Raw genomic sequence first — 25,728 nt, forward strand, 5'->3', positions numbered from 1 at the left:
CGCGCGCCCTACTGACCGTCGGACCGCCGCGCGCCTACTGACCGTCGGCCCGTCGCGCACCCAAACCACGGGGTCCGAACCACTTCACCCAAACCACTTCACCCAAACCACGGGGTCTAAAACACGGGGTCCGTATCGCCCCCGTGGTTTAGCGCCGAAAAATGACCGACCCCGCAGTTTGGACCCCGTGGTTTGGCGGAGGGGTGGTCAGCGGGACGCACCGGTTCGGACGGACACGACCGTCGAAAAGCCGTGCGCCGGGCCACGGGGAACACCCGCGACCCGGCGCCGACGCCGGAAAAGATCCGGACTAGAGGTTGATCATCTTGCCCATCAGGCCCTCTGCGGCTTCCTTCATCGCCTCGGACATGGTCGGGTGGATGTGGGTGGCGCGGCCGATCTCCTCGGAGGTCAGCTCGTACTTCTGGGCCAGCACCAGCTCCGGCATGAGCTCGGAGACGTTGGCGCCGACCATGTGGCCGCCCAGCAGCTCGCCGTACTCGGCGTCGGCGACGAGCTTGACGAAGCCGGTGGCCTCCGCCAGGCCCTGCGCCTTGCCGTTGGCGGAGAACGGGAAGGTGGAGACGGTGATCTCGCGGTCGTTCTCCTCCGCCCACTTCTTCGCCTGCGCCTCGGTCTTGCCGAAGGAGGCGACCTGCGGGTTGCAGAACGTCGCGCGCGGCATGTTGAGGTAGTCCTCGATGACGGCCGTCTCATGGCCGGCCATGTGCTCGGCGGCGATGACGCCCATGGTCTCCGCCACGTGCGCCAGCTGCAGCTTCATGGTGACGTCGCCGATGGCGTAGATGTGGTCGACGCTGGTGCGCATGTAGTCGTCGATGGTGATCTCGCCGCGCTCGCCGAGCTCGACGCCCGCCTTGTCCAGGCCGATGCCCTCGGTGCGCGGCGCGAAACCGATGGAGACCAGGACGCGGTCGACGGTCAGGGTCTGCTCGTCGCCGCCGTCCTTGGCCTCGACCTTGACCTCGACGGAGTCGCCGTTGTCGACGATCGAGGTGGTCTTGTGGCCGGTCATGAGCTTGACGCCGAGCTTCTTGTATTCCTTGGCGATGACCTTGGAGACGTCTTCGTCCTCGTTCGGCAGGACGCGGTCCATGAACTCGACGATGGTGACGTCGACGCCGTAGTTGGCCAGGACGTAGGCGAACTCCATGCCGATGGCGCCGGCGCCGACGATGACCATCGAGTCGGGCAGGTCGGCGGAGAGGATCTGCTCCTCGTAGGAGACGATGTTGCCGCCGAGTTCGACGCCCGGCAGGGAGCGGACGACGGAGCCGGTCGCGATGATGGCATTGTCGAACGTGAGCTCGGTGCCCTCGTCCTTGCCGTCGGTGACGACGATGGTGTTGGCGTCCTTGAATTCGCCCCAGCCGTCGACCTCGTCGATCTTGTTCTTCTTCATCAGGTAGTGGACGCCCTTGACGATGCCCGCGGACACCTTGCGGGAGCGGTCGTGCGCAGCGCCGAAGTCGAAGGAGACGTCGCCGGAGATGCCGAAGGTCTTGGCCTGGTGGTTGAAGATGTGCGCCACCTCGGCGTTCTTCAACAGCGACTTGGAGGGGATGCAGCCCACGTTGAGGCAGACACCGCCCCAGTACTGCTTTTCGACGACGGCGACCTTCAAGCCGAGCTGGGAGGCGCGAATGGCGGCGACGTATCCGCCGGGACCGGCGCCGAGGACAACGAGATCATAATGTTCAGCCACGAAGACAAGGGTACGCGCGGTCGTGGCGACAGTCATCCCGGTGGAAGCGCGCGGGGGCGGATCGGGCGTCGAACGGGATCCTGGCGAGTGGGGTCTGGGAGATCCCGGGGACGCCGAACGGAACCTGACAGATGCCGAGGCGGCGACGGACCCAGGCGAACGGGATCTAGAAGATGCCGAGGGCGATGAGGATGTCGGCGATCGACGACGACCCACCGTTCACGTTGATGCCGAGGGTCTCGAACAGGTCGATGAGGAAGGATTCGTGGGGCAGCATGACGGTCCTTTTCGGGAGGGATGTTGTACGGGGATTCGGCGGGTTGTGTCGCGAAGACGGGGCGGAACCGGGGTGACTGCCGGGAGGGCGGGTGCCCCCGGCGAACCTCTTCACCACCAACCCCAAATCACTCTAGTCGCAATTTTCACACGCGTAACACCAGTTCACAACCGGGATTCCAAATCATGTGACCCCCGCCACGTGTGGGAAAAGGCCGATCCACCTGCGCTCGCCGGGTTTCGCATCGACCCGCCCTGGGGTAACCTGCCATGTGATTTACGCACAACAGCCTCGCCTAAGCCGCCGCCGATTCGGCGCGCAGCTTTCGCACGGCATTCGATCAGGCCGCCCGGCCTCATGGAGCTCACGATGAAGAAGACCCGCACCCGCCTCATGTCGGCGACCGCCGCCGCGATGGTCGCCCTGGCGCCCGTCGCCATGGCCCCGGCGTCCCTGGCCCAGCCGGCGGCCGAGCAGCCGGCCGCGAACCCGGTGGCCACCCCGATCGCCGACGCTGCGGGCGTCACCCCGGCCCCGGTCGCCATCGGCGAGCTGGAGAAGGCCAACCCGCACTGGCGCGACCTGATCCGCGGCCACGACAACGTCAAGGAAGTCTGGGCGGGTTCGGTGTCCATGGACCGTGCGGTGCCGCTGGTGTGGATCCACCCGAAGGGCCTGGAGGGCGACGCGATCTACGCGCCGCGCCCGACGCTGTACGTCCTCAACGGTGCCGACGGCGGCGAGGGCAAGGCGTCCTGGCTGTACCAGACCGACATCATCGATTTCTTCTCCGACAAGGACGTCAACGTCGTCATCGTCCAGTCCGGCGAGTTCTCCTACTACACCGACTGGGTGGACGAACACACCCCGGTGGGCAAGCAGACCTGGGAGACCTTCCTGACCAAGGAACTGCCGGAGGCCCTGGAGGCGCAGATCGGCGGCAACGGCAAGCGCGGCATCATCGGCATGTCGATGTCGGCGACGTCGGTGCTCAACTTCGCGCAGCACAGCCCCGACCTGTACGACGGCATCGGTTCCTTCTCGGGTTGCGCCCAGACCTCCGACGAAATCGGCGCGCAGGCGATCCAGCTGGTCCTCGACCGCAAGGGACTGACCGGCGAGCAGATGTGGGGCCCGCGTCCGGGCGACGTCTGGACGTACAACGATCCGCTGGTCAACGCCGAGAAGCTGGCCGGCCAGCAGATGTACATCTCCAACGGCACCGGCCTGTGGGGCGAGTGGGACACCACCGCGCACCCGAACGTCGACGACGAGATGCAGCTGATCGCGCAGCGCACCACGGGGTCGGCCATCGAGGGCGGCACGAACTTCTGCACCAACGTGTTCAAGGCGAAGCTGGATTCGCTGGGCATCGAGGCGCACTGGGATCTGGGCAACGCCGGCACCCATTCGTGGGGCTACTGGCAGGATGACTTGCACGACTCCTGGGATGTCCTGTTCTCCAAGGTGCTGTACAACTAGGCGGCGATGAGGCGGCGACCAGGTGGTCGTCGCGCGCGACCGTGCGCTTCGGGCCCCGGTGGACATCCGCCGGGGCCCTTTTTCGTTCGGTTCCTCCGGTGGCTGCGGGCGGATGACCTACATTCGGGTCATGGTGTTTTCCTTTGCCGACCCCAGCCCCGACGACGGCTCGGGCGCCGACTCCGATGGCGGCACCGGCGCCTTCGCCGCGCGTTTCCTGCCGACCGACGGCGTGCCCGAGTGGCTCGACGACATCGAGGGCGAGCGTGCGTTGGAGTGGGCCCGGGCGCGCACCCGGGAGACGGAGTCGCTTTTCGACGGCGATTCGTCCCGCGATGAGCTGGAGCGGGAGATTCTCGCCGCGTTGGACACCGATGCCCGGATCCCCTACCCCGTCCGCCGCGGCGAGCACTTGTACAACTTCTGGCGCGACGGCGAGCATCCGCGGGGGTTGTGGCGGCGCACGTCGTTGGAGTCGTTTCTGTCCGGGGAGCCCGAGTGGGAGGTTCTGATCGACGTCGATGCGTTGGCGTCGTCGGAAAGCGAGAACTGGGTGTGGAAGGGCGCGCAGTGCCGGTACCCGGACTACGACCGCGCCCTGGTGCATCTGTCGCGGGGCGGCGCCGACGCGTCGGTGGTCCGCGAGTTCGACCTGGAAACCCTCGAGTTCGTGGCGGAGTCGCCGTTCGAGCTGCCGGAGGCGAAGTCGGACGTGTCGTGGGTCGGCCGCGACGAAATTCTCGTGGGCACCGACATGGGGCCGGACAGTCTGACGGCGTCGGGGTATCCGAAGCAGGTGTTTTCATGGCGGCGCGGCACGGCGTTGGACGAGGCGGAGCTGATCTTTTCCGGGCATGACGACGACGTCGCCGTCGGCGGGTGGTTCGACGCGACCGAGGGGTTCGAGCGGTTGTTCGTGGAGCGGGCGATCGATTTCTACCGGTCCCGGCGCTTCATCCGAACTGATGGGGGCCTGCAAATCATTGAGGTTCCCGATGATTGCCGTGTGAGCGTGCATCGCGAATACCTGCTGCTCATGCCCCGCACCGACTTCAACGGCGTCCCGGCCGGCGGCCTCGCCGTCGCGGTCGTCGACGAATGGCTCGGCGGCAACCGCGACTGCCGCACCTTGTTCACCCCCGACGCGCACACGTCGCTGCAGTCGGTGGCGTGGACGAAGAACCACCTGGTGCTGACGCTGCTCCACGACGTGGCCACTCGACTGGTCCCCTTGTCCATCGGCGACTGGGCCGAGGGGACGATCCCGGGGCTGCCGGAGTCGGCGTCGGTGTCGGTGGTGGGCACCTCGCCCACGCGCGACGATGAACTGTGGCTGGCGGGATCGTCGACGCTGGAGCCGGCGACGCTATGGCTGACGCGGTCCGGCGCCGACGAGCCCCCGCGGGTCGCCCGGCGCGCCCCCTCCTTCTTCGACGCCACCGGCATGTCCACCCGTCTGCACTGGGCGACGTCCGCCGACGGCACGAAAATTCCGTACCGCATCACCGGACTGCTTGACGACGGGCGCCGCGGGCGTGAGGGGCGTGGTGGCGGCGACTCGGCCGGGTCGGACTTCGAGGGCGATGCCGGCGACGCGGCGGGCGGGGCGGCCGGGCCGCGCCCCACCCTCGTCCACGCCTACGGCGGTTTCGAGGTGTCGCTCGTGCCGGGCTACTCGGCGACGCGCGGCATGGGCTGGCTCGCCCGCGGCGGACTGTCCGTGGAGGCGAACCTGCGCGGCGGCGGCGAGTTCGGGCCGGAGTGGCATTCGTCGGCGGTGAAGCTCAACCGCGGGAAAGTCTACGAAGATCACCGCGCCGTGCTGGAGGACATCGTCGCCCGCGGCTACGCGACGCCGGACACCCTGGCCATCCGGGGCGGATCCAACGGCGGCCTGCTGTCGGCCGTGGCCCTGACGTCGTATCCGGAGCGCGTCGGCGCGGTGGTCAGCCAGGTGCCGCTGGCCGACATGCTGCGATACCACCGGCTGTCGGCGGGCGCGTCGTGGATGGCCGAGTACGGGGACCCCGACGACGGGACCGAGGGCGCCGCGATCCGCGAGTGGTCGCCGGTGCAGCGCATCGCCCGGCGCGACGACCGACCCTATCCCCCGGCGTTGGTGACCACGTCGACCCGCGACGACCGCGTCCATCCCGCCCACGCCCGCAGCCTGGCGTGGCTGCTGCGCGAGGCCGGACAGCCCGTCGACTACCACGAGAACACCGAGGGCGGCCACGCCGGCGCCGCCGACAACGCCCAGGTCGCGCACATGGAGGCGCTGATCCATTCCTGGTTGTGGAGGGCTCTGGGATGATGCCGTGGCGGCCCCGGTTCCGCCTCCCGTTTACAGTGAGGGGCGTGCGACCGACCAACGATTACACCGGCATCCCGTTCAACCTCGGTTTCCGCGTCGACCATTACGACCTGGACCTCGACTACCGCGTCGGCCCGAACCGACTCAAGGCGACGGCCGTGCTGCACATCGAGGTCAACGCGTACATCGAGGGGCTGACGCTCGATTTCGCCGACGTCCTCGGCGTCGATTCCGTCGACGCGGACACCGACGTGCGCAACTCGGACGTCGACGTCGCCCGGTGGCGGCAGTCGGGCCGGAAGCTGCGCGTGACGTTCGACCGGATGCTCGAGCCGGAGGAGACCCTCAATCTGACGGTGCGGTACTCGGGCAATCCGGGCCCGGTGAAGTCGAAGTGGGGTGAGCTGGGCTGGGAGGAGCTGACCAACGGGTCGCTCATCGCCTCGCAGCCGATCGGCGCGGCCAGCTGGTTCCCGTGCGATGATGACCCGGAGACGAAGGCGCGCTACGACATCGCCGTGACCTGTGACGCCCCGTACACGGTGGTGGCCACGGGCCGTCCGTCGCCGCCGCAGAAGGCCGGCGGTTCGCGCCGTCGCTGGACGTTTTCCTCCGCCGAGCCGATCGCGTCCTACCTGGTCACCATCCAGATCGGCCAGTACTCGCGGGTGGAGCTGCCATGTTCGGTGGCGCCGGTCATCGCCTACGCGCCGGCGCATCTGGTGCAGCGGGTCAAACATGACTTCCGCGATCAGGGCAGGATGCTGGAGCTTTTCGTCGACCGGTTCGGCGAGTACCCGTTCCCGGATTACCGGGTGGTCATCGTCGAGGACAATCTCGAGATTCCCCTGGAGGCCCAGGGGCTGTCGATCTTCGGCGCCAATCACGCCGACGGCAAGGACACGTGGAACCGGTTGATCGCCCATGAACTGTCGCACCAGTGGTTCGGCAATTCGGTGGGTCTGTCGCAGTGGCGCGACATCTGGCTCAACGAGGGTTTCGCCTGTTATTCCGAGTGGATTTGGGCGGAGGCCAACGGCGGCCCGACGGCGGAGGAGTCCGCGAAGAAGCATTACGACGAGCTCGTCGACAAGCCCCAGGACCTGCGCATCGCGGACCCGGGTCCGGTCGACATGTTCGACGACCGCCTGTACAAGCGCGGTGCCATCACGGTGCATGCGCTGCGGTTGTTGTTCGGCGACGAGGTGTTCTTCGAGTTCGTGCGCACGTGGGCGACGACGAACCGGCATTCGGTGGTCGATGCGGTCGATTTCCGGGCGCTGGCCAACCGCATGTGCCGGGAGCGGGGCATCACCACGTCGCACCTCGACGCGATTTTCGATGCGTGGGTGAACAAGACGGAACTGCCCGAGTTTCCCGTGGATCCGGCGGCGCGCCCGTGAAGTGGTTGACCCTGGCGACTCTCGTCGCCGCCGTCGGCAGTTTCGCCATCCTGTTTTTGTCGGCGTGGGGGTTGGGCACGGACGTCAATTTGCAGTTCGTCGCCTATTGGGGCCTGTTCTTCGCCATGACGGGGGTGCTCGGCGGCCTGATGCAGGAGACCACGCGGGCGGTGGGGGCGGCGGCCGCGCGTGACGACGGCCCGTCGCACGGGCCCTCCGGCCCCGTCCCGGGAGACGCCGGGCGGGTGGTGCGGGCGCGGCCGATGGTCGTGGCCGCCGGGGTGGCCGCGGTGACGTTCGTGTTGTTCGCGGCGTCGGGGCCGTTGTGGGTCGGCCTGGTCGTCGATGACGCGCACGTGTCGGCGGTGCTGCTCATGGCCGGTGGTTTGGCCATGTACGCCATGCAGGCGGCGGTGTCCGGCGTGTTGTCTGGTGCGCGGTTGTGGGGGCAGTATGCGGCGCTGATCATCCTGGACATCGTCACCCGCGTCGTGCCGGCCGTGCTGGCCTGGTGGTTCGGGTGGGGTCTCGTCGCGTGGCTGTGGATCACGGTGATCGGCACGGTCAGTTGGCTGTTGTTGGCGGCGGTGTCGCCGGCGACGCGGCGGGCGATGGCGTCGCGCGCCGACGTGCCCGTGCGGCGTTTCGTACCGTTGATGATCACGGCGATGGGGGCGGCCGGTGCGTCGGCGGTGCTGGTGACCGGGTTCCCCACGCTGGTGAAGATCAGCGCCGATCATGGCACCGGGGTGCTGGGCGCGGTCACCGCCGCGGGCATCGCCTACGCGGTGACGTTGACCCGCGCGCCGTTGCTCATGCCCCTGGAGAAGTTCCAGAACGCCATCATCGTCCACTTCGTCCGCTCCACGGGCGGGCCGCTCGCCGCTCTGGCCAAGCCGTTGGGCGCCCTGTTCGCCTTCGGCGTGTTCGGTTCGGCGCTGGCGTGGCTGATCGGGCCGTGGATCCTCGAGGTCATCTTGAAGCCCGACTATTTCGTGCCCGGCCGCACGCTCGCCGGGTTGACGCTGGGCGCGACGTTCACCGCGGTGCTCATGGTCACCGGCGCGGTCACCCTCGCCGTCGGCCGTCACCGGGCGTACTTGGCGGGCTGGCTGCTGGCGACGATCGTCGCCACGGCGGTGCTCTTCGGCCCGGACACTTTGGAACTGCGCAGCGTGCTGGCCCTGGTCGTCGGCCCGACCCTCGGCGTCGTCCTCCACCTGTTGGTGCTCAGGGCCGTCGCCCCCGAGGATCCGGCGGACAAGGCCACCGTCGTCGCCACCGTCGCCGCCGACGCCGCCGACGACGCAGCCGGAGGCATCGGCCCGGTCCCCGGCGCGCCGCCGCAGTCCTCCCCCACTCCGCCGCCCGCGCAAACCTAAGGTGAAGGCGTGAACGCCCCCCGCACCGACCTCGCAGTGTTGATGACCGTCTACCACCGCGTCGACCAACGACATCTCGACGAGGCCCTGGACTCCCTGTGGGCCCAAACCGTGCCCGCCGGCCGGGTCGTGCTCATCGGCGACGGCCCCCTGACCCCGGGCCTCGACTCCGTCATCGAACGCCACCGCGCCGCCCACCCCGAACTCGACTACCGGCCGCAGCCCGAAAACCGCGGGTCCGGCCCGGCGTCGCAAAGCGGCCTCGACCTCATCGACGAAGAGTGGTGCGCCCGTCTCGACGCCGACGACATCGCCGAACCCACCCGGTTCGAGGAACAACTCCGGGTCGCCGACGGCCACGCCGACCCGTCGTCAAGCACGGGCCCGGCACCGGACGTCATCGGCACCGCGATGGCCGAATTCGACGACGACCTCGGCGGCGAGATCACCGGCATCCGCGCGCTGCCCGAAACGCACGACGAGATCGCGGCGTACGCGCGGATGAACTCGCCGATCAACAACCCCTCCGTCATGTACCGCACCGCCCGCGTGAAGAAGGTCGGCGGCTACCGCGATGCGCCGTACATGGAGGACTACGACCTGTGGGCGCGGCTGCTCGCCGACGGCGCACGCTTCGTGAACCTGCCCCGGCCGCTGACCCGCTTCCGCACCACCGGAATGCTCGACCGGCGGCGGTCGGACGGCATCGTCGCCGCCGAAAGGCGCATGCAGGCGACGCTGGTGGAACTGGGCCTGGTGTCGAGGCCGCGCGCCGCGTTCAACTTCGCCGCCCGCTCCGCCTTCCGGCTGCTGCCCACCGGCCTGCTCCGGCGCACCTACCGCGCACTGTTCCACCGCCGCGCGAGCCGTCGCTGAAAACCGTTTTCGGGCACTACGATGGGCACCATCATGGATCACAGCGCAGCCCCCAACGATGACGGGACCGACTTTTCGGACACCTGGCTCATCGTCCCCTGCTACAACGAAGCCACCGTCATCCGCGGCGTGCTGGAAAACGCCCTCCAAACCTTCCCCAACATCGTCGCCGTCAACGACGGCTCCCGCGACGACTCGGCCGCCGAAATCCACGCCGCCGGCGCGCACCTGGTCAACCACCCGGTCAACCTCGGCCAGGGCGCGGCGATCCAGACCGGCATCGAATACGCACGGGCCCAGGCCGGCGCGAAGTACTTCGTCACCTTCGACGCCGACGGCCAACACCAGGTCAAGGACGTCGTGGCCATGGTGCGGCGGCTGCGCGAAGAACCCGTCGACATCATCGTCGGCACGCGGTTCGGGCGGCCGAAGTCCGACGACGACCAGGTGCCGCTGATCAAGCGCATCGTGCTGAAAACCGTCGTCGCCCTGTCGCCGCGGACCCGCCGCCTGGGCCTGACCGACGCGCACAACGGGCTGCGCGCCTTCAACCGCAAGGTCGCGATGGAGACGAACCTGCGCATGAACGGCATGAGCCACGCCTCCGAGTTCGTCAACCTCATGGACGAGTTGGGGTGGCGCGTGGCCGAGCAGCCCGTCGACATCCTGTACACCGAATATTCGATGTCGAAGGGCCAGTCGCTGTTCAACGGCGTCAACATCCTCTCCGACTCGCTCATCGCCAGGAGGCTCCCGTGACCGCGAACATCATCCAGGTTCTGCTGCTGGCGGCGATGGTCGCCCTGGTCTGGTATTTCGTGGCCAACCGGCGGAAGGCGCGGGCGAAAGCCGGCGTGAAGCTGGGGTTCCTCGTGTTCCTCGCGGCGTGCGTGTGGGCGATCGTGCGGCCCGATGACCTCACCGTGGTGGCGAACTGGGTGGGCGTGTCGCGCGGCACGGATCTGCTGCTGTACATGCTGGTGCTGGCGTTCGTGTTCACGACGGTGAGTTCGTACATCCGGTTCCGCGAGCAGGAGTTGCGCTATGCCCGGCTCGCCCGCGCCGTCGCGCTGCAGACGGCGGTGGCTCCGCGGGATCCGATGCCCGGTGCCACGGGGACGGTGCCGTCGCGGGAGGCGTAGGCCCGTTTTTCGCGTGACGACGACCCGGTTCGGCGTGGGCGTCGACCACCCTGCACAATGGGCGCCATGACTCGATCCGACGACGCGCTTCCCGACACCGACGCACACGACGACAATCCCTTGCCCGCCGGCGGAGACGCGGCCTCCGATGCTGTGGCCGACGCCGACACGACCACCGCCGCCACCGACGCCGAGGTCGACGGAGACGCGGCCACCGCCGCCGCAGCCGACGAGGAGACCGACACCCGCTCCCTCAAGACCGTCCCGCCGGCGCTGTGGGTGTGGTTCGCCGCATTGTTGCTGCTGGTCGGTGGTCTGGCGTTCATCGCGGGCAACTCGTTCGGCCCGGGCGGCGGCGACGTGAACCTGGCGGGCGCGTCGGCGGGCAAGAACTTCGACGGACCGGTGGCCGGAGACGACGGCACGTTCGATGCGGGCATCGTCGGTCCCCGCGAGGGCTCGGCGGTGGCGACGATGGAGGACATCGCCAACATCCACCGCCGCGACGAGGCCGACCCGTTCGCGCTCGGCGCCCTCGACGCCCCGGTGGTGATGACCATGTTCTCCGACTTCGAATGCCCGTTCTGCGCCCGCTACGCGGTGGACACGCAGCCGAATCTCATCGCCGATTACGTCGATTCGGGTTTGCTGCGCATCGAGTGGAACGATTCGGCGGCCGGTGGGCCGGCGGCGCAGGCGGCCCAGGCGGGTCGTGCGGCGGCGGCGCAGGGCAAGTTCTGGGAGTTCCAGAAGGCGGTGTTCGACGCGGCCGTGGCCAAGGGCAACGGGCACCCGGAGTTCACGGTCGATGAGCTGGTCGACGCCGCCCGCACCGCCGGCGTCGAGGACATCGATCTGTTCCGCGAGCAGCTCGAGGACGGCACGTGGGAGAAGGCGGTCCAGGAGTCGACGGCGTATGCGCACAGCATCGGCGTGCAGGGCACCCCGCAGTTCGTCATCGGCACGACGCCGGTGTCGGGTGCCCTTCCGGAGCAGGTTTTCCGGGACAACATCGAGCTGGAGCTGATGAAGGCCAAGCGCGCCGAGCAGTAGCCCCCTGCCCCGGCTCACCCGCGGGTGGCGGGCGCGAAGGACGTGAACCCGGCCTATCCGCGGAAGTAGTCGACGGTGCGGCGCACCCCTTCGGCGATGTCGACGCGCGGCCGCCACCCCAGCACCTCGCCGGCCAGCGCCGGATCCAACGCCGACCGGGGCACGTCGCCCCGTCGGGCGGGGGCGTACTCGGGGTCGTCGTCGGCGCCGGCGGCCTCGGCGACCAGCGTGTGCAGGTGCCGGTCGGTGGTCTCCACGCCGGTGCCGATGTTGAACCGCATCCCCGACCCGGCCGTGCCCGCCGCGCGGACGAAGGCGTCGACGACGTCGCCGACGAAAACGTAGTCGCGGGTGTTGCCGCCGTCGCCGAACACGCGGGTGTCCTCGCCGGCGAGCAGGCGCTGGGCGAAGATGGCGACGACGCCGGCCTCGCCATGCGGGTCCTGCCGCGGCCCGTAGACGTTGGCGGGCGCGATGTGCGAGCAGTCCAGGCCGTAGAGGCGGCGGAACATGTTCAGGTACTGCTCGGCGGCGGACTTCGATGCGGCGTAGGGGCTCAGCGGCCGGACCTCCTGGTCCTCGCCGACGGGGAAGGAGTCGGGGGTGCCGTAGATCGAGCCGCCCGACGACGTGAACACGATCTTGCGCACGCCGTGGCGGCGGGCGGCGTCGGCGATGCGGATGGTGCCGATGATGTTCAGCTCCGCGTCGTGCACGGGGTCGGCGACGGATTCGCGGACGTCGATCTGGGCGGCGAGGTGGAAGATCACCTCGGGGCGCACCCGGTCGAGCAGCTCGTCCCAGTCGACGGCGAGGACGTCGGCCTCGACGAATTCGAAGCGGTCGGCGCCGGTGGACCGAGCATCCTCGAGGTTGGCGAGCCGGCCGTGCGACAGGTCGTCGACGACGGTGACCGCGTGGCCGTCGTCGAGCAGCCGATCGACGAGAGTCGATCCGATGAACCCGGCCCCGCCGGTCACCAGCGCACGGCTGGGCGGAAAGGCGGTGGTGGGGGTGTTATCTCGCATGTCGGCTGGCATGCATCGCATGGTACGCCGACTGTCCTTGCTTTACGACGCCCCTGGCCGGGCACGTCGGCGTCGCAAAGCAAAGCGGCGGGAAATCAGTCCTGCGGCAGCCAGCGTCGCGAATTGACGGCGATGACCGCGGCCATGGCGACGGCGATGACCATGCCGGCGCCGAGCATCACCGGGTAGGTCATCCACTCGATGGACTCCGACAGCTTCGTCAGGATCGCCGGGAACGCGAAGCCGATGTACGTCAGGCAGTAGAAGATGCCCGTCAGGCCGGCGAGGTCGCGCGGGCCGGCGATGCGCTGGACCTCGTTGAGGCCCGTGAACATGGACAGGCCGTAGCCCATGCCCAACACCAGCGCGGCGACGATGGCGCCGGGGATCGTCGGCGACGCGGACATCCACATCGCCAGGGTCATGCCCACCACCACGATGCCCATGGCCACCAGCGAACCGCGGGCCGACGTGTCCGACGCGATGCGCGGACCGACCTGCTGGATGCCGAAGCCGAACAGCAACGCGAAGAACGTCACCAGCGCGGAGAAGAACACCGGCTGGCCGACCTCCTCCTGCATCAGCGACGGAATGATCGCGTACGCCACGCCCGCCGCACCGAAGACCCACGGTGCCACCATCGCCGCGACCAGCAGGAAGCGGGGGTGCGTCACCGACGGCGTGCGCAGCGACTGCAGGATCGTCTCGCGCCGGCCGCCCGCCAGATGCGGCGACTGACGGGTTTCCGGGACGACCACCATGGCGATGATCGTCGGCACCGTAAGAACGATGTGCAGGATGTACGGCAACTGGCCGGGCAGCGGCGCGAACTGGGCCAGCGAACCCGCGATGCCCGCGCCGATGCCGAAGCCCAGCGTCAACGCCATCGACTGCCGCTTCGCGCCCGACGCCGACTTCGCCTTCGCGTCGAAGCGCGGGTCCGACAGTTCCTTCACCCACGAACCGCCCACGGCCATGGCGATGCCGACGCCCACGCCCGACAGCGCGCGGCCGACCAGCAGCAGCGGGCCCGTCGTCTCGCCCGCGGCGATGAGCGCCGAACCGACGATGGAGAACACCGGCGCCGACAGCATCACCGGCTTGCGGCCGATGCGGTCCGACAGCGGGCCGGAGATCAGCAGCGCCGGCGCGATGCCGAGCGCGTAGATGAACAGAAGGAGATCGACGAAGACGAGGTCGAGGTCGCCGTTGAGGCGGTACATCACCATCAGCGGGGTGAACTGATTGCCTCCCCAGGCCACCGCGAACACGGCGATGGCCACCAGGAACCACTGGGGCATGGAGCTGCGGCGCGCGGCCGCTCCTTCGGTACGCGACATGCGGCATACCTTACGACTGCCCGATCCGATTACCGCAATTTACGGACACCTGCCGATGCCGCCGCCCCGTTCGGGGCTGCCGATGCGCCGATGCGCTTGGCTAGGCTTGGCGACGACCACCGTGACCGCCGATCACCCGGCCCGTCCCGGAGAATCCGGTGGCGCCGTCCCGCGCCCTTCGCTTCCCGAGGAGCATCATGTTCACGCAACCCCTGACCGGCGGCGGAACCTCCGACCGCCCGCGTTTCCGATCCATGGTGGCCGCCATCGTCGGCCTTCTCCTGTCCGCCCTGGCGTTGACCGCCTGCGGCGCGGACGGAGACGATGACGCGGGCGCGGGCGGCGGCGACGGCGACGGGGCTTTCCCCGTGTCCGTGGCCTCGGGCGCCGCCGGTTCCGGCGAGGAGGTCACCATCGAGGCGCGCCCCGAGCGCATCGTCAGCCTCTCCCCCTCCGCCACGGAGTCGCTGTTCGCCATCGACGCCGGCGATCAGGTCGTCGCCGTCGACGAGTACTCGTATTACCCCGCGGAAGCGCCGGTGGTGGAGGGCCTGTCGGGCCACCGCCCGAACGTCGAGGCGGTGCTGACCCATGATCCGGACCTGGTGATCGTCTCCGGCCAGGACGATTCCCTGTCGCAGGGCATGGCCGCCGTCGGGGTGCCGGTGCTGGTGCTGCCCGCCGCCGAAGATCTCGGCGACGCGTACGCGCAAATCGAAACTCTCGGCGTCGCCACCGGCCACGTCGGCGACGCGGCCGAGGTGGTCAAGGACATGGCCGCGGACATCGGGGAAGCCGTCGATTCGGTGTCCGCCGAGCTGCGCGACTCGGGGCTGACGTACTACCACGAGGTGTCGTCGGATCATTACTCGATCACGGACCACACGTTCCTGGGCGCGGTGTACCGGGAGTTCGGCCTGGCCTCGATCGCCACGGGCGACTCCGGCTACCCGCAGCTGAACGCCGAGGCGATCATCGCCGCCGATCCGGACCTGATTTTCCTGGCCAACGCCACCTCCGAATCGATGACCGCCGACGACGTCGCGGCTCGCCCGGGGTGGGACCAGATCACGGCGGTGAAGAACGGCAACATCACGGCACTGGACGAGGACCTCGCGTCGCGCTGGGGGCCGCGTCTGCCGGAGTTGTTCCGCGACATCGCCCGGGCGCTTTCCGACGCCACGGTCCCCGCAGCGGCGAACTGATCTCGTGGGACTGTGCCCGCGATGACCACGGTGACCGAGGAGCTGCGGCGGAGCGTCGTGAAGCGCCCTTCCCCGGTGGTCGCCGTCACCGTGTCTCTGGTGCTGCTCATCGCGGCCGCATTGCTGTCGCTGTTCACCGGCGCGGTGCGGCTGCCGCCCGCCGACGTCGCGCGCGAGCTCATCGGCGCCGACGCACTGACCCCGCGTGACCACGCGATTCTGTGGAACATCCGACTGCCGCGGGTGGCGATGGGCATCATCGTCGGTGCGACGTTGGCCATCGCCGGCGCGGCGTATCAGGCGGTGTTCCGCAATCCGCTGGCCGACCCGTACCTGTTGGGCGTGTCTTCCGGGGCGGGCCTGGGCGTGACCCTGGCCGTCGTCTCCGGGGCCGCGGTCGGGTTCGGGGCCGGCGGGGCGGGAGTGGTCGCCGCCGCGTTCATCGGCGGCGTGACCGCGGTCGGCGCGACCTACCTGGTCAGCCGCGGCGTCGGGCACGGCGGATCGGCGACCGTGGTGGTGCTGGCCGGCGTGGCGGTGGCGGCGTTCGCCAATGCCGCGCAGACGTTCATCCAGCAGCGCAACATCGAGACGATCCAGCGCGTCTACTCGTGGATGCTCGGCAACCTCGGCGTGACGCGCTGGGAGTCGGTGGCCCTGGTGCTGGTGCCCTCTGCGATCTGCTGGGCGGCCGTCGTCGGCGCGGCGCGCGTCCTCGACGTCATGACCGTCGGGGACGTCGAGGCCCGCATGCTCGGCGTCGATCCCGGGAAGGCGCGGCTGGCCCTGGTGGCCGTGGCGACGCTGGGCACCGCCGCCGTCGTGAGCGTCTCGGGCCTGATCGGATTCGTGGGCATCATCGTGCCGCACGCGCTGAGGCTCGTCGTCGGGCCGGGACACCGGCTGCTGCTGCCGTTGACCCTGATCTGGGGCGCCATTTTCCTGCTGCTCGCCGACACGCTCGCCCGCACGGTCCTCGCGCCGTCCGAGTTGCCCGTCGGCGTGGTCACCGCGGCCGTCGGCGCGCCTTTCTTCCTTTTCATCTTGCGCCGCTTCAGCCGCACCGGGAGGGCCGGTCGGTGAACGTCGGCAAGCATGAGCCCGAAAACATACCCGCGCCCGCGGACGGCACCGACGGTGCGGTGCGGTGCCGCAACGTCCGGGTGCGCTACGACGGAGCCGACCGAGATGCGGTGGCCGGGGTGTCGCTGTCCGTGCCCGCAGGCGGCTGGCTGACGTTGGCCGGCCCGAACGGCTGCGGAAAGTCGACGCTGCTGCTTGCGCTGGCTCAGGTCATCGCCCCCGAGTCGGGGACGATCAGCGTGGCGGGCCACGACATCATCGGCGGTTCGGGCGCGCTGCACACGCTGCGGTCCTTCTCCCCCGGGGCCGCACGGCGCCGCAGGAAGCTCGCACGCACGGTGGCGCTGATGCCGCAGGTGCCGGTGATCCCGGAGGGGATGACGGTGCGCGAGTACGTCCAGTTGGGCCGCCACCCGCACGTCGGGGCGTTTTCCGCCGACGACTACGGCGTCACCGACGCCAGCCTGGACACGCTCGGACTCGGCGGTTTCGCCGATCGGGCCGTGGCGGAACTGTCCGGCGGCGAACGCCAGCGGGTCACGCTGGCCCGGGCGCTGGCCCAGGAACCGTCGGTTCTGTTGCTCGACGAGCCGACCTCGGCACTGGACATCGGCCACGCCCAGGATGTCCTGGAGCTGGTGGAGGAAGTTCGCGCGCTGCACGGGTTGACCGTCATCGCGGCCATGCACGACCTCACGCTTGCGGGGCAGCACGGGGATCGCATTGCCCTGCTCGACGACGGTTCGTTGTCCTGCATCGGCGCCCCCGCGGACATTCTCACCGCCGAGCGCATCGCCGAGGTCTACGGCGCGAACGTCGAGATTCTGCAGCGACCCGACGGGCCGGTGGTTGCTCCCGTGCGTGATCGGCGTCGCGCGGCACGCTGAACCGGCGCGCGGTCCTTTCCGGGCGCGGTTCACCGGGGCCGTTTCGCGGTGGATGTTCGGGCATGGCCGGGGGTCAACACCAGCCGATCCACCCCCGCATAGGGGTATTCATTCCCCACCCCCGACAGCCATGAAGTGACGCACCTAACTCGCATCGCAATCCAGCCGTTGCCATTCCGTAATAGACGTCACAACACCAGCCACACCAGCATCCGTTGCCCCGAAAATCACACGCCAAATCTTCTTTTGAATGAAAAGTTATGTACTTATCCGCCGTACCCCGTCCAATCGTCGCCGCAGGTAAGTGAGAGCGTCGGCGAACGGGTGCCCCCGCCGCCCCGCACCCCGCCCACCCCCGTCAAATACCCCCGGCACGTGGGGCAATGTCCGAGTCGCCCGAAAACACCCCGGGAGGTACCCGTCCGGGGTCAGCCGATCACCGGAAATCGCTACCCCCGACGCCTGGAAACCTCGCCTTCCCGGAAACCCGACGAGCTGCCGGAGACGGCGGCGCTGTGTAAAAATACGTCCCGCTTGCGACGCGATCATGCGCCGCCCGCTTTCGCGGCCGCCCCGATGCATCCCGTATGCCCGGCGCGACCGCGCACCCGAATCCTCTCGCGGGGACTCGGACCGCACCAGAGTGCCGCCCCGGCGCCACCTTGGTTCGGCCCGATCGCCGCGCCAGAACAGATCCGAAAGCCGGAGACTTCATGACCACGTCCATCATCGCCGCTGAGACCTCTCAGCGCCGGCGCGTCCTGTCGGGCACGCTGATCGGCACCACCGTCGAGTGGTACGACTTCTTCATTTACGCCCAGGCCGCCGCCCTCATCTTCGGCAGCCAGTTCTTCGAGCCGGCCAGCGGCGAGAACGCCGCCGTCGGCCAGATCATCTCCTGGGCCTCGCTGGGTATTTCGTTCCTCTTCCGCCCGCTGGGCGCCGTCATCGCCGGCGACATCGGCGACCGCTTCGGCCGCAAGGGCGTCCTCGTGTTCACCCTCATCGGCATGGGCCTGGCCACGTTCCTCATCGGCGTGCTGCCGACCTACGCCACCTGGGGCATCGCGGCCCCGCTGATCCTGATTCTCCTCCGCATCATCCAGGGCATCTCCGCCGGCGGCGAGTGGGGCGGCGCGGCGCTGATGGCCGTGGAGTACGCCCCGAAGGAGCGTCGCGGCCTGTTCGGTTCGGCGCCGCAGGTCGGCGTGCCGGCCGGTCTGGTGCTGTCCACCGCCGTGCTCGTCATCGTCCAGGCCGCCATCGGCCATGATGCGTACCTGGAGTGGGGCTGGCGCATTCCGTTCCTGCTCAGCTTCGTGCTGATCATCATCGGCTACCTCATCCGCCGGGCCGTCGACGAGTCCCCGGTCTTCCGCGCCATGCAGTCGGAGTCCGCCGAGCGTTCCGCACCGCTGCCGCTGCTGTTCAAGAACCACTGGCGCAAGGTCATCCAGGGCGCGCTGATCTTCGCCGCCCAGCAGGCCCCGGGATACCTGGTCATCGCGTTCTTCGGCAAGTTCGCCCAGATCCCGAAGGAGAACGGCGGTCCCGGCATCAGCCCCGAGATGGCGTGGACCGGCACCCTGGTCGCCGGCGTGTGCTGGATGATCTTCATGGTGCTGTCGGGCATGATCTCCGACTCGATCGGCCGCGCCCGCACGTTCATCATCGGTTACGTGCTGCTGATCATCGGCGAGATCTTCATGTGGACCCTCATCGGCACCGGCAACTCGGCGATCTACCTGGCCACCCTCGCCTTCCTGGCGCTGCCGCTGGCCCTGACGCTGGGCCCGCTGCCGGCCATGTACGCCGAGATGTTCCCGGCGGACGTCCGTTACTCGGGCGTGTCCATCGCCTACGCGCTCGGCGCGATCCTGGGCGGCGCGTTCGCCCCGATGATCACCCAGATGATTCTCGACGCCTCCTCCACCGAGACGTACGTCGGCGACACCTGGAAGGTGAGCGTCTACCTCATCGCACTGACCATCCCGGCGTTCATCGCGCTGTTCCTGCTCCCGAAGGGCCTCGAGGAGCGCGACCTGCTGAACCTGAAGCACGAAGAGGCCTAGGCCCCTTCAACGCCGCCCATGCCGGCGCGCACCCCGTGATCGCGATCCCGCATCCCTGAGCGGGCCGCGCACGTCGTCCGAGCAAACCCGCCGTCCCCTCCCCTTGGGGCGGCGGGTTTCGGCGTTTGACGGCCCAAGCTCAGCCACGTCGGGCCCCGTCCGGCGGAAACGAGAAAACCCCAGGCCAACCGGCTGGTTGACCTGGGGTTTTGGTGGAGCCGCCTGCGAGAATCGAACTCGCGACCTTTTCATTACGAGTGAAGCGCTCTACCGACTGAGCTAAGGCGGCGTAGTCGCCACGACACGCGTGGTTACCGACGAAATCCTATCGCACCACCCGCGCACCCCAAAATCCGCCGCCTACCGGGCCAAACGCGGTTGCCGTGGCCCGTGCGCGTGTGCTTTACGACGGCTGCGTCACCGCTGGCCCACCCGGCACGCCACCTGCATCGCGCCCATCATTCCGTCGAGGGCGACGGCGGGGCGGACGTTGCGGGCCATCGCGTGGCGGGCGTCCATGACGGCATCGATGCTCGCCACCAGCCCCTCCGCGGGGACCCGGCGCGCCAGTTCCGCCGCCGTGCGCCGACGGTCCGGATTGATCGGTGTGGGCATCGAACCGCCGCCACCGGCACCGCCGGCCACCGCATCGCCGCCATCGGCCGGGATTCCCGAGGACACCAAAAGGGCGTCGCGAAGCAGCCCGATCATGTCCATGAGCGCGATGTCCACGAATTCGAGCGTGTCCCGCTTCCGGCGGCGCTTCTGATCTGCCTCCAGGTCCTTGATCTCCTTGGCCGCTCCTCGCGTCGCCGCCTGCGCGCCCTTGCCCTTCGCACCGAGGCCCAGCGCATTGCTCAGCTTCTCCAGCTCGACTTCCTCGATGGGCTCGTTTTTTCGCTTCGACTCCGCCTCCGCCTTCGACGCGAGTTCACGGGTGCGCAGATAGGACGTGGCCGGATCGAACACCGCCTCCACCAGATCCAGCGCCCGCCCGCGCCACTCCCGCGTCCCCTCATCGGTGGCCAGCTTCTTGGCTCGCCCGATGTGACCGTTGGCTACGGTGCCCGCCCACTCGGCCTGTTCAACGGTCAGCTCCGGATGTTCGATCCTCAGTGCGGTGACGACCTCCTCCGAAGTCGGCGTGGGCACGTACACGTGACGGCACCGCGACCGCAGCGTCACCGAAAAATCCGCCGGATCCGTCGTCGGGGCGCACATCAGGAACACGGTGCGCGCCGGCGGTTCCTCCACCGCCTTGAGCAGGGCATTGGCGGCTTCGGGCGTCAGTCGATCGGCCTTTTTGATGATCACCACCCGCCAGTCCGCCGTCGTGGGCAGCGCATATGCCCATCGGACGAGCTCTTCGCGCGTGTATTCCACGCCGATGGACACGCCCATGGTCTCGGCGATCTGAATCTCCGCGTGCGTGCCCGCCTTCGCCGTCTCACACCCCCGGCAGCGACCGCAGCCGACGATCTCGGGGTCCGTGCACAACAACGCCTGGGCGAACACCTTCGCCGTGGTCGACCGCCCCGAACCCGGCGGCCCCGTGAACAACCACGAATGCGTCATCTCCCCCTTCGGATCCGCCGCCGCCCGCGCCGCAGGGTCATCCCCCGCGCGCACGATCGCCCGCGCCGCACGTGCCGCGGCCACCAACGTCGCCCGCACGCCCCCCGATTCCGTCACACGGTCGAAAACGCTGGCCTGTTCCATGGGCACCACGATAGCTGGCGACGCGGATCGACCGTCGCAAAGCAAAAAGCCACCCTCCCGTCGACTCCACCCGGACCCGGCCCGCCCATCCGCCCGGGGCGATAAGGTGGACGTCATGCAACGGTTGTGGAGGAACCTCCGGTGGCTGCGCAGCACGCCCTGGCCCGCGTACGCGGCGGCGGTGTTCCTGTGCAACCTCATCGGCGCCGTAGGCGTCGGGCTCTTCCTCGGCGTCCTGCTGCCCCTGGAAGGACTGTCCGGATTCACCGAACTGCCCGGACCCGCGTTCATCGGACTCGTGGTCTACCTCGCCGCCGCCGTCGCCGCCGGCACCGGCACCACCTGGCTGCTGTTCAAACCCGTGCTGCGATGGCAGCGCAACCCCGACCGCCACGACCCGCGGCGAGTGCGCTACCTGATCATGCGCATCCCCTCCTACCAGGCGATACTCGGCGCGATCATCTGGGGCGTCGGAGTGCTCGTGTTCGGCATCGTCGCACTCGTCCACTCCCCCAGGCTCGGCCTCGTCGTCGTCATCACCGCCGTGTTCGGCGGCGCCATCGTGGCGCTGATGACGTACCTCATCGCCGAACGACTCGTCCGCCCCGTCGCCGCCGAAGCACTCGCGCGACGGGCCCCCGACTCCTCCCTCGAACCGCCCATCGGCCAACGCCTGCTGCAAACCTGGGTGCTCACCTCCGGCCTGCCCGTCGTGGCCATCCTGCTGATGTTCCTCGCGCAGCGCCTCGGCTACTTCACCGACGACCTCGACGACATCCTGCCCGCCATCCTCGCCCTCGCCGTGCTCGCGCTCGTCACCGGATACGCCGGCACCATGCTCGCCGCCATGAGCATCGTCGACCCCATCCGCGACCTCACCGGCGCCGTCAACCGCGTCCGCCGCGGCGACATCGACACCCGCGTGCCCATCTACGACGGATCCGAAATGGGCGTCCTGCAGGCCGGCTTCAACGAAATGATGCGCGGACTCCAGGAACGCCAACGCGTCCGCGACCTGTTCGGCCGCTACGTCGGGTCGGAAGTCGCACGCAAGGCGCTGGAGGAGAAGCCGACGCTGGGCGGCGAGGATCGCCTCGTGGCGGTGCTGTTCGTCGACGTCATCGGATCGACCACCTTCGCCGTGCAGAACCCGCCGGAAGTCGTCGTCCGCGAGCTCAACGAGTTCTTCGAGCGCGTCGTCGACTGCGTGCACCGCAACAAGGGAATCATCAACAAATTCCAGGGCGACGCGGCGCTGGCCGTGTTCGGCGCCCCGCTGCCCCTCGACGACACCGCCGGGCACGCTCTGACCGCCGCCCGCGAACTGCGCCAGGAACTGCGCAACCTCAGGCTGTCCGCCGGCATCGGCGTCGCCGCCGGGCGGGTCGTCGCCGGCCACATCGGCGCACACGACCGTTTCGAATACACCGTCATCGGCGACGCCGTGAACCAGGCCGCCCGACTGACCGACCTGGCCAAGGACACCCCCGGCCAGGTGCTCGCGACGGCGTCGACCGTCCGCCTGGCCAACGAAGACGAGCAGGCCCGCTGGACGTCCCTGAAGTCCGTCGAACTCCGCGGCCGCACGCACATGACCCAGCTGGCGCGGCCGATCCGCCCCACCATGGCCGACCGCTCGTAGGCGGCGGAACGGGACCGCCCGGAGGCGCGACGACTTTCGGACTTTTACGGCTTCTTCGTCGTCTTCTTGGCCGTTTTTTTGGTGGTCTTCTTGGCCGTCTTCTTCGTCGACTTCTTGGTGGCCTTCTTGGCGGTCTTCTTGGTCGTCTTCTTCGTCGATCGCTTGGCCGTCTTCTTGGCCCCCGGTCCACCCGTGGCGGCCTCCTTGGCGCGGCGCTCCGACAGCAGCTCGTTGGCGCGGGCGTCCGTCAGGGTCTCCGGGTTGTCGCCCTTGCGCAGCGACGCATTCGTCGTGCCGTCGGTGACGTACGGGCCGAAACGACCGTCCTTGACCGTCATCGGCTTGCCGGAGACGTCATTGTCGCCCAGCTGCTTCAGCGGCGGCTTCGCGGCGGCGCGGCCACGGCGCTTCGGCTCCGCGTAGATGCGGCGGGCCTCGTCGAGGGTCACCGTGAACAGCTGCTCCTCGGACGCCAGCGAACGCGAGTCGGACCCCTTCTTCAGGTACGGGCCGTAGCGGCCGTTCTGAGCCGTGATGACCTCGCCGTCGGTGGGGTCGACGCCGACCTCGCGCGGCAGCGACAGCAGCTTCAGCGCCTCCTCCAGCGTCACCGTCGACGGCTCCATCGACGCGAACAGCGACGCCGTCTTCGGCTTCAGGGTCTCCTCGACGATCGCGGCGATGCGCTTGGCCTTCTGGTTCGCCGCGGTCTTGGTTTCCCAGTTCTTCTTGCGCATGCCGTCGGCCGCGCGCTGCTTGTCCTCTGCGGCGCGCTCTTCGGCGACGATCTGCTCGGCCTTGGCCTCGACGCCGGCCTTCTCCTCGTCGGTGACGATCTCCGTGACGTATGGGCCGTAGCGGCCGTCCTTCGCCACGATCATGCGGCCGTTGTCCGGGTTCAGGCCCAGCTCGCGGCCGCCCTGCGGCATGGCCAGAAGCTTCTCGGCGGTTTCCAGGTCCAGCTCGTCCGGGGTCATCGACTCCGGCACGTTGGCCCGCTGCACCAGGTCGGCGCCGGATTCGCCTGCGCCCGGGCGCACGCGCTCCAGGTACGGGCCGTAGCGGCCGACGCGCACGACGATCGGGTTTCCGTCGGCGTCGTCGAAGACGTGCAGCGAGTTGACGCGGCGGGCGTCGATGGCCTCGAGGTTGACGTCGATGATGTTCTTCAGGCCGCCGCGCGCGGCGATGGCGTCGGCGCCGCCGGAACCGTGCTCCTCCGAGTCGCCGAAGTAGAAGCCGGTCAACCAGCGGGTGCGGTCCTCGGAGCCCGCGGCGATCTCGTCGAGCTCGTCTTCCAGGTCGGAGGTGAAGTCGTAGTTGACCAGGTCGGCGAAGGAATCCTCCATCAGGCCGACGACGGCGAACGCCACCCACGACGGCACCAGGGCGTTGCCGCGCGAGTACACGTAGCCGCGGTCCTGGATGGTCTTGATGATCGACGCGTACGTCGACGGGCGGCCGATGCCGAGGTCCTCCATCTTCTTCACGAGCGACGCTTCGGTGTAGCGGGCCGGCGGGTTCGTGGAATGGCCCTCCGGGGTGACGGAGTCGACGCCGAGAGACTGGCCGGTTTCCAGGCGCGGCAGGCGGCGTTCGGCGTTGTCGGCGACGTTGCGTCCGTCGCCGAGCTGCGACACCTCGACGTAGGCCTTGAGGAAGCCCGGGAAGGTGATGGTGCGGCCGGTGGCGGACAGTTCCACCTCGCGGGCGCCGCCGTCGGTGGCGGAGGTGCCGGCGACGACGACCTTCATCGACGTACCGCGGGCGTCCGACATCTGCGAGGCGACGGTGCGCTGCCAGATCAGTTCGTAGAGCTTGAACTCCTCGGCATCCAGTGCTCCGGCCAGCTCGCCGGGCGTGGCGAAGCGCTCGCCGGCGGGGCGGATGGCTTCGTGCGCCTCCTGGGAGTTCTTGACCTTGCGCTGGTACTGCCGGGGAGCGTCGGCGACGTACTCCGGGCCGTACAGGTCGCGGGCTTGACGACGCGCGGCCTCGATGCCCGACTTCGACAGGGTCGTCGAGTCGGTTCGCATGTAGGTGATGTGACCGTTTTCGTAAAGGCGCTGGGCGATGCGCATGGTGCGCTCGGAGGTGAAGTGGAGCTTGCGCCCGGCCTCCTGCTGCAGCGTCGACGTCATGAACGGCGGGTACGGCCGGCGGGTGTAGGGCTTTTCCTCGACGGAGGCCACCGACAGGGTGGCTCCGGTCAGGCCGTCGGCGAGCGAACGGGCGTCGGCCTCGCGCAGGACGGTGACGCCCTCGGGCTTCTTCAGCTGACCCCGGTCGTCGAAGTCGCGGCCGGCGGCGACGCGCTTGCCTTCGACGGCGGTGAGGCGGGCGTCGAACATGCGCGGCTGGGTGGAGTCGACGGGCTCGGACCCGGTGTCCAGCGTCGCGCCGAGGTCCCAGTAGCCGGCGGAGATGAACGCCATGCGTTCCCGCTCGCGTTCGACGATGACTCGGGTGGCCACGGACTGCACGCGACCGGCGGACAGCCGCGGCATGACCTTCTTCCACAGCACGGGCGACACTTCGTATCCGTACAGGCGGTCGAGGATGCGCCGCGCCTCCTGCGCGTCGACGAGGTTCTGGTCGAGTTCGCGGGTGTTGTTGGCGGCCTCGAGAATGGCGGGCTTGGTGATCTCGTGGAACACCATGCGGCGCACGGGCACCTTCGGCTTGAGCACTTCGAGCAGGTGCCAGGCGATGGCCTCGCCTTCGCGGTCGGGGTCGGTGGCGAGGTACAGCTCGTCGACGCCGGCGAGCAGCCGCTTCAGCTCGGTGACCTTCTTCTTCTTGTCCGGGCTGACCAGGTACAGGGGCTGGAAGCCGTGGTCGACGTCGACGCCGAGCCGGGCCCAGGGTTCCTTCTTGTATTTGGCGGGGATGTCGGCGGCGCCTCGGGGGAGGTCGCGGATGTGGCCGACGGAAGCTTCGACGATGTAGTCGTCGCCCAGGTACGGCTGGATCTTCCGTGCCTTGGTCGCCGACTCGACGATGACGAGTCGCTTCTTTGCTTTGTCGTCTGCCACCTGGAATCTGCCCTGCAACTTTCGGGGTCGGTTCGAGGCCCTTCGTGCCGGGCCCCGGGTCC

Annotated in this window: 18 protein-coding genes and 1 tRNA gene; 13 read left to right on the plus strand and 6 right to left on the minus strand. The window is 69.0% G+C overall.

Going from position 1 to position 25,728, the window contains the following annotated elements:
* Positions 1 to 310: 310 nt before the first annotated feature.
* On the minus strand, positions 311 to 1,726 hold the full coding sequence (gene lpdA, locus HMPREF3121_RS05990; RefSeq protein WP_210387252.1) for a dihydrolipoyl dehydrogenase: 1,416 nt from the start codon (positions 1,724 to 1,726) through the stop codon (positions 311 to 313).
* Between the two features lie 646 nt (positions 1,727 to 2,372).
* On the opposite strand from lpdA, the gene HMPREF3121_RS05995 reads away from it, so the two are divergent.
* The 8 genes from HMPREF3121_RS05995 (at position 2,373) to HMPREF3121_RS06030 (ending at position 11,655) form a co-directional block, all read left to right on the plus strand.
* Positions 2,373 to 3,485, plus strand: a complete 1,113-nt coding sequence (locus HMPREF3121_RS05995; protein ID WP_070521029.1) for an alpha/beta hydrolase — start codon at positions 2,373 to 2,375, stop codon at positions 3,483 to 3,485.
* Positions 3,486 to 3,615: 130 nt separating this feature from the next.
* Positions 3,616 to 5,799, plus strand: coding sequence for a prolyl oligopeptidase family serine peptidase (locus HMPREF3121_RS06000; protein ID WP_083291338.1), 2,184 nt, complete (start codon positions 3,616 to 3,618; stop codon positions 5,797 to 5,799).
* A complete protein-coding gene (locus tag HMPREF3121_RS06005) occupies positions 5,799 to 7,202 on the plus strand; it encodes a M1 family metallopeptidase (protein ID WP_070521032.1) in 1,404 nt (467 codons plus the stop codon). The genes HMPREF3121_RS06000 and HMPREF3121_RS06005 overlap by 1 nt, the downstream gene beginning before the upstream one ends.
* Positions 7,199 to 8,584, plus strand: coding sequence for a polysaccharide biosynthesis protein (locus HMPREF3121_RS06010; RefSeq protein WP_070520946.1), 1,386 nt, complete (start codon positions 7,199 to 7,201; stop codon positions 8,582 to 8,584). Before HMPREF3121_RS06005 ends, HMPREF3121_RS06010 begins: the two co-directional genes overlap by 4 nt.
* Positions 8,585 to 8,593: 9 nt before the next feature.
* Positions 8,594 to 9,460 (plus strand): glycosyltransferase, encoded by an 867-nt coding sequence (locus tag HMPREF3121_RS06015; protein WP_246816086.1) that lies wholly within the window; start codon positions 8,594 to 8,596, stop codon positions 9,458 to 9,460.
* 33 nt (positions 9,461 to 9,493) lie between these two features.
* Positions 9,494 to 10,219 carry a glycosyltransferase family 2 protein gene (locus HMPREF3121_RS06020; RefSeq protein WP_070521039.1) on the plus strand — a complete coding sequence of 242 codons (726 nt, stop codon included), beginning with the start codon at positions 9,494 to 9,496 and terminating at the stop codon, positions 10,217 to 10,219.
* A complete protein-coding gene (locus HMPREF3121_RS06025; protein ID WP_070520949.1) occupies positions 10,216 to 10,602 on the plus strand; it encodes a DUF2304 domain-containing protein in 387 nt (128 codons plus the stop codon). The genes HMPREF3121_RS06020 and HMPREF3121_RS06025 overlap by 4 nt, the downstream gene beginning before the upstream one ends.
* Before the next feature lie 66 nt (positions 10,603 to 10,668).
* On the plus strand, positions 10,669 to 11,655 hold the full coding sequence (locus HMPREF3121_RS06030; protein WP_209654305.1) for a DsbA family protein: 987 nt from the start codon (positions 10,669 to 10,671) through the stop codon (positions 11,653 to 11,655).
* A gap of 53 nt (positions 11,656 to 11,708) precedes the next feature.
* On the opposite strand, the gene HMPREF3121_RS06035 is transcribed toward HMPREF3121_RS06030, so the two are convergent.
* Both HMPREF3121_RS06035 and HMPREF3121_RS06040 read right to left on the minus strand, forming a co-directional pair.
* Positions 11,709 to 12,695: an NAD-dependent epimerase/dehydratase family protein gene (locus HMPREF3121_RS06035; RefSeq protein WP_275440887.1), complete on the minus strand. Its 987-nt coding sequence runs from the start codon at positions 12,693 to 12,695 to the stop codon at positions 11,709 to 11,711.
* Positions 12,696 to 12,778: 83 nt separating this feature from the next.
* A complete protein-coding gene (locus HMPREF3121_RS06040) occupies positions 12,779 to 14,023 on the minus strand; it encodes an MFS transporter (RefSeq protein ID WP_070520957.1) in 1,245 nt (414 codons plus the stop codon).
* Positions 14,024 to 14,220: 197 nt separating this feature from the next.
* Here HMPREF3121_RS06040 and HMPREF3121_RS06045 point away from each other — a divergent pair, with 197 nt between their 5' ends.
* From HMPREF3121_RS06045 to HMPREF3121_RS06060, 4 genes are all read left to right on the plus strand, one after another.
* Complete coding sequence (locus tag HMPREF3121_RS06045) at positions 14,221 to 15,228, plus strand: ABC transporter substrate-binding protein (RefSeq protein ID WP_246816087.1); 1,008 nt, start codon at positions 14,221 to 14,223, stop codon at positions 15,226 to 15,228.
* Positions 15,229 to 15,249: 21 nt separating this feature from the next.
* A complete protein-coding gene (locus tag HMPREF3121_RS06050) occupies positions 15,250 to 16,311 on the plus strand; it encodes a FecCD family ABC transporter permease (protein WP_070520959.1) in 1,062 nt (353 codons plus the stop codon).
* Positions 16,312 to 16,337: 26 nt separating this feature from the next.
* Positions 16,338 to 17,198 (plus strand): ABC transporter ATP-binding protein, encoded by an 861-nt coding sequence (locus HMPREF3121_RS06055; protein ID WP_070521046.1) that lies wholly within the window; start codon positions 16,338 to 16,340, stop codon positions 17,196 to 17,198.
* Between the two features lie 713 nt (positions 17,199 to 17,911).
* Entirely contained in the window at positions 17,912 to 19,270 is a 1,359-nt protein-coding gene (locus HMPREF3121_RS06060) for an MFS transporter (RefSeq protein ID WP_070520962.1), read from the plus strand.
* Positions 19,271 to 19,483: 213 nt separating this feature from the next.
* Here HMPREF3121_RS06060 and HMPREF3121_RS06065 read toward each other — a convergent pair.
* Positions 19,484 to 19,559 (minus strand) — tRNA-Thr (locus tag HMPREF3121_RS06065).
* Between the two features lie 128 nt (positions 19,560 to 19,687).
* Complete coding sequence (locus HMPREF3121_RS06070; protein ID WP_070520964.1) at positions 19,688 to 20,989, minus strand: DNA polymerase III subunit delta'; 1,302 nt, start codon at positions 20,987 to 20,989, stop codon at positions 19,688 to 19,690.
* A 115-nt stretch (positions 20,990 to 21,104) separates the two neighbouring features.
* Here HMPREF3121_RS06070 and HMPREF3121_RS06075 point away from each other — a divergent pair, with 115 nt between their 5' ends.
* Positions 21,105 to 22,631, plus strand: a complete 1,527-nt coding sequence (locus HMPREF3121_RS06075; protein ID WP_070521049.1) for an adenylate/guanylate cyclase domain-containing protein — start codon at positions 21,105 to 21,107, stop codon at positions 22,629 to 22,631.
* Positions 22,632 to 22,675: 44 nt separating this feature from the next.
* Here HMPREF3121_RS06075 and topA read toward each other — a convergent pair whose 3' ends face one another.
* Complete coding sequence (gene topA, locus HMPREF3121_RS06080) at positions 22,676 to 25,666, minus strand: type I DNA topoisomerase (protein ID WP_070520966.1); 2,991 nt, start codon at positions 25,664 to 25,666, stop codon at positions 22,676 to 22,678.
* Positions 25,667 to 25,728: the final 62 nt, after the last annotated feature.

Source organism: Corynebacterium sp. HMSC11E11 (assembly GCF_001807025.1).
In the GTDB taxonomy this organism is placed as follows: Bacteria; Actinomycetota; Actinomycetes; order Mycobacteriales; family Mycobacteriaceae; genus Corynebacterium; species Corynebacterium freneyi.

Bases quoted from the DNA above. Each gene is read 5' to 3' on its own strand.
- HMPREF3121_RS06035 (WP_275440887.1), bottom strand. From the start codon at position 12,695: ATGCCAGCCGACATGCGAGATAACACCCCCACCACCGCCTTTCCGCCC.
- HMPREF3121_RS05995 (WP_070521029.1), top strand. From the start codon at position 2,373: ATGAAGAAGACCCGCACCCGCCTCATGTCGGCGACCGCCGCCGCGATG.
- HMPREF3121_RS06005 (WP_070521032.1), top strand. From the start codon at position 5,799: ATGCCGTGGCGGCCCCGGTTCCGCCTCCCGTTTACAGTGAGGGGCGTG.
- HMPREF3121_RS06000 (WP_083291338.1), top strand. From the start codon at position 3,616: ATGGTGTTTTCCTTTGCCGACCCCAGCCCCGACGACGGCTCGGGCGCC.
- HMPREF3121_RS06075 (WP_070521049.1), top strand. From the start codon at position 21,105: ATGCAACGGTTGTGGAGGAACCTCCGGTGGCTGCGCAGCACGCCCTGG.
- HMPREF3121_RS06070 (WP_070520964.1), bottom strand. From the start codon at position 20,989: ATGGAACAGGCCAGCGTTTTCGACCGTGTGACGGAATCGGGGGGCGTG.
- HMPREF3121_RS06040 (WP_070520957.1), bottom strand. From the start codon at position 14,023: ATGTCGCGTACCGAAGGAGCGGCCGCGCGCCGCAGCTCCATGCCCCAG.
- HMPREF3121_RS06020 (WP_070521039.1), top strand. From the start codon at position 9,494: ATGGATCACAGCGCAGCCCCCAACGATGACGGGACCGACTTTTCGGAC.
- HMPREF3121_RS06050 (WP_070520959.1), top strand. From the start codon at position 15,250: ATGACCACGGTGACCGAGGAGCTGCGGCGGAGCGTCGTGAAGCGCCCT.
- HMPREF3121_RS06030 (WP_209654305.1), top strand. From the start codon at position 10,669: ATGACTCGATCCGACGACGCGCTTCCCGACACCGACGCACACGACGAC.
- HMPREF3121_RS06045 (WP_246816087.1), top strand. From the start codon at position 14,221: ATGTTCACGCAACCCCTGACCGGCGGCGGAACCTCCGACCGCCCGCGT.
- HMPREF3121_RS06060 (WP_070520962.1), top strand. From the start codon at position 17,912: ATGACCACGTCCATCATCGCCGCTGAGACCTCTCAGCGCCGGCGCGTC.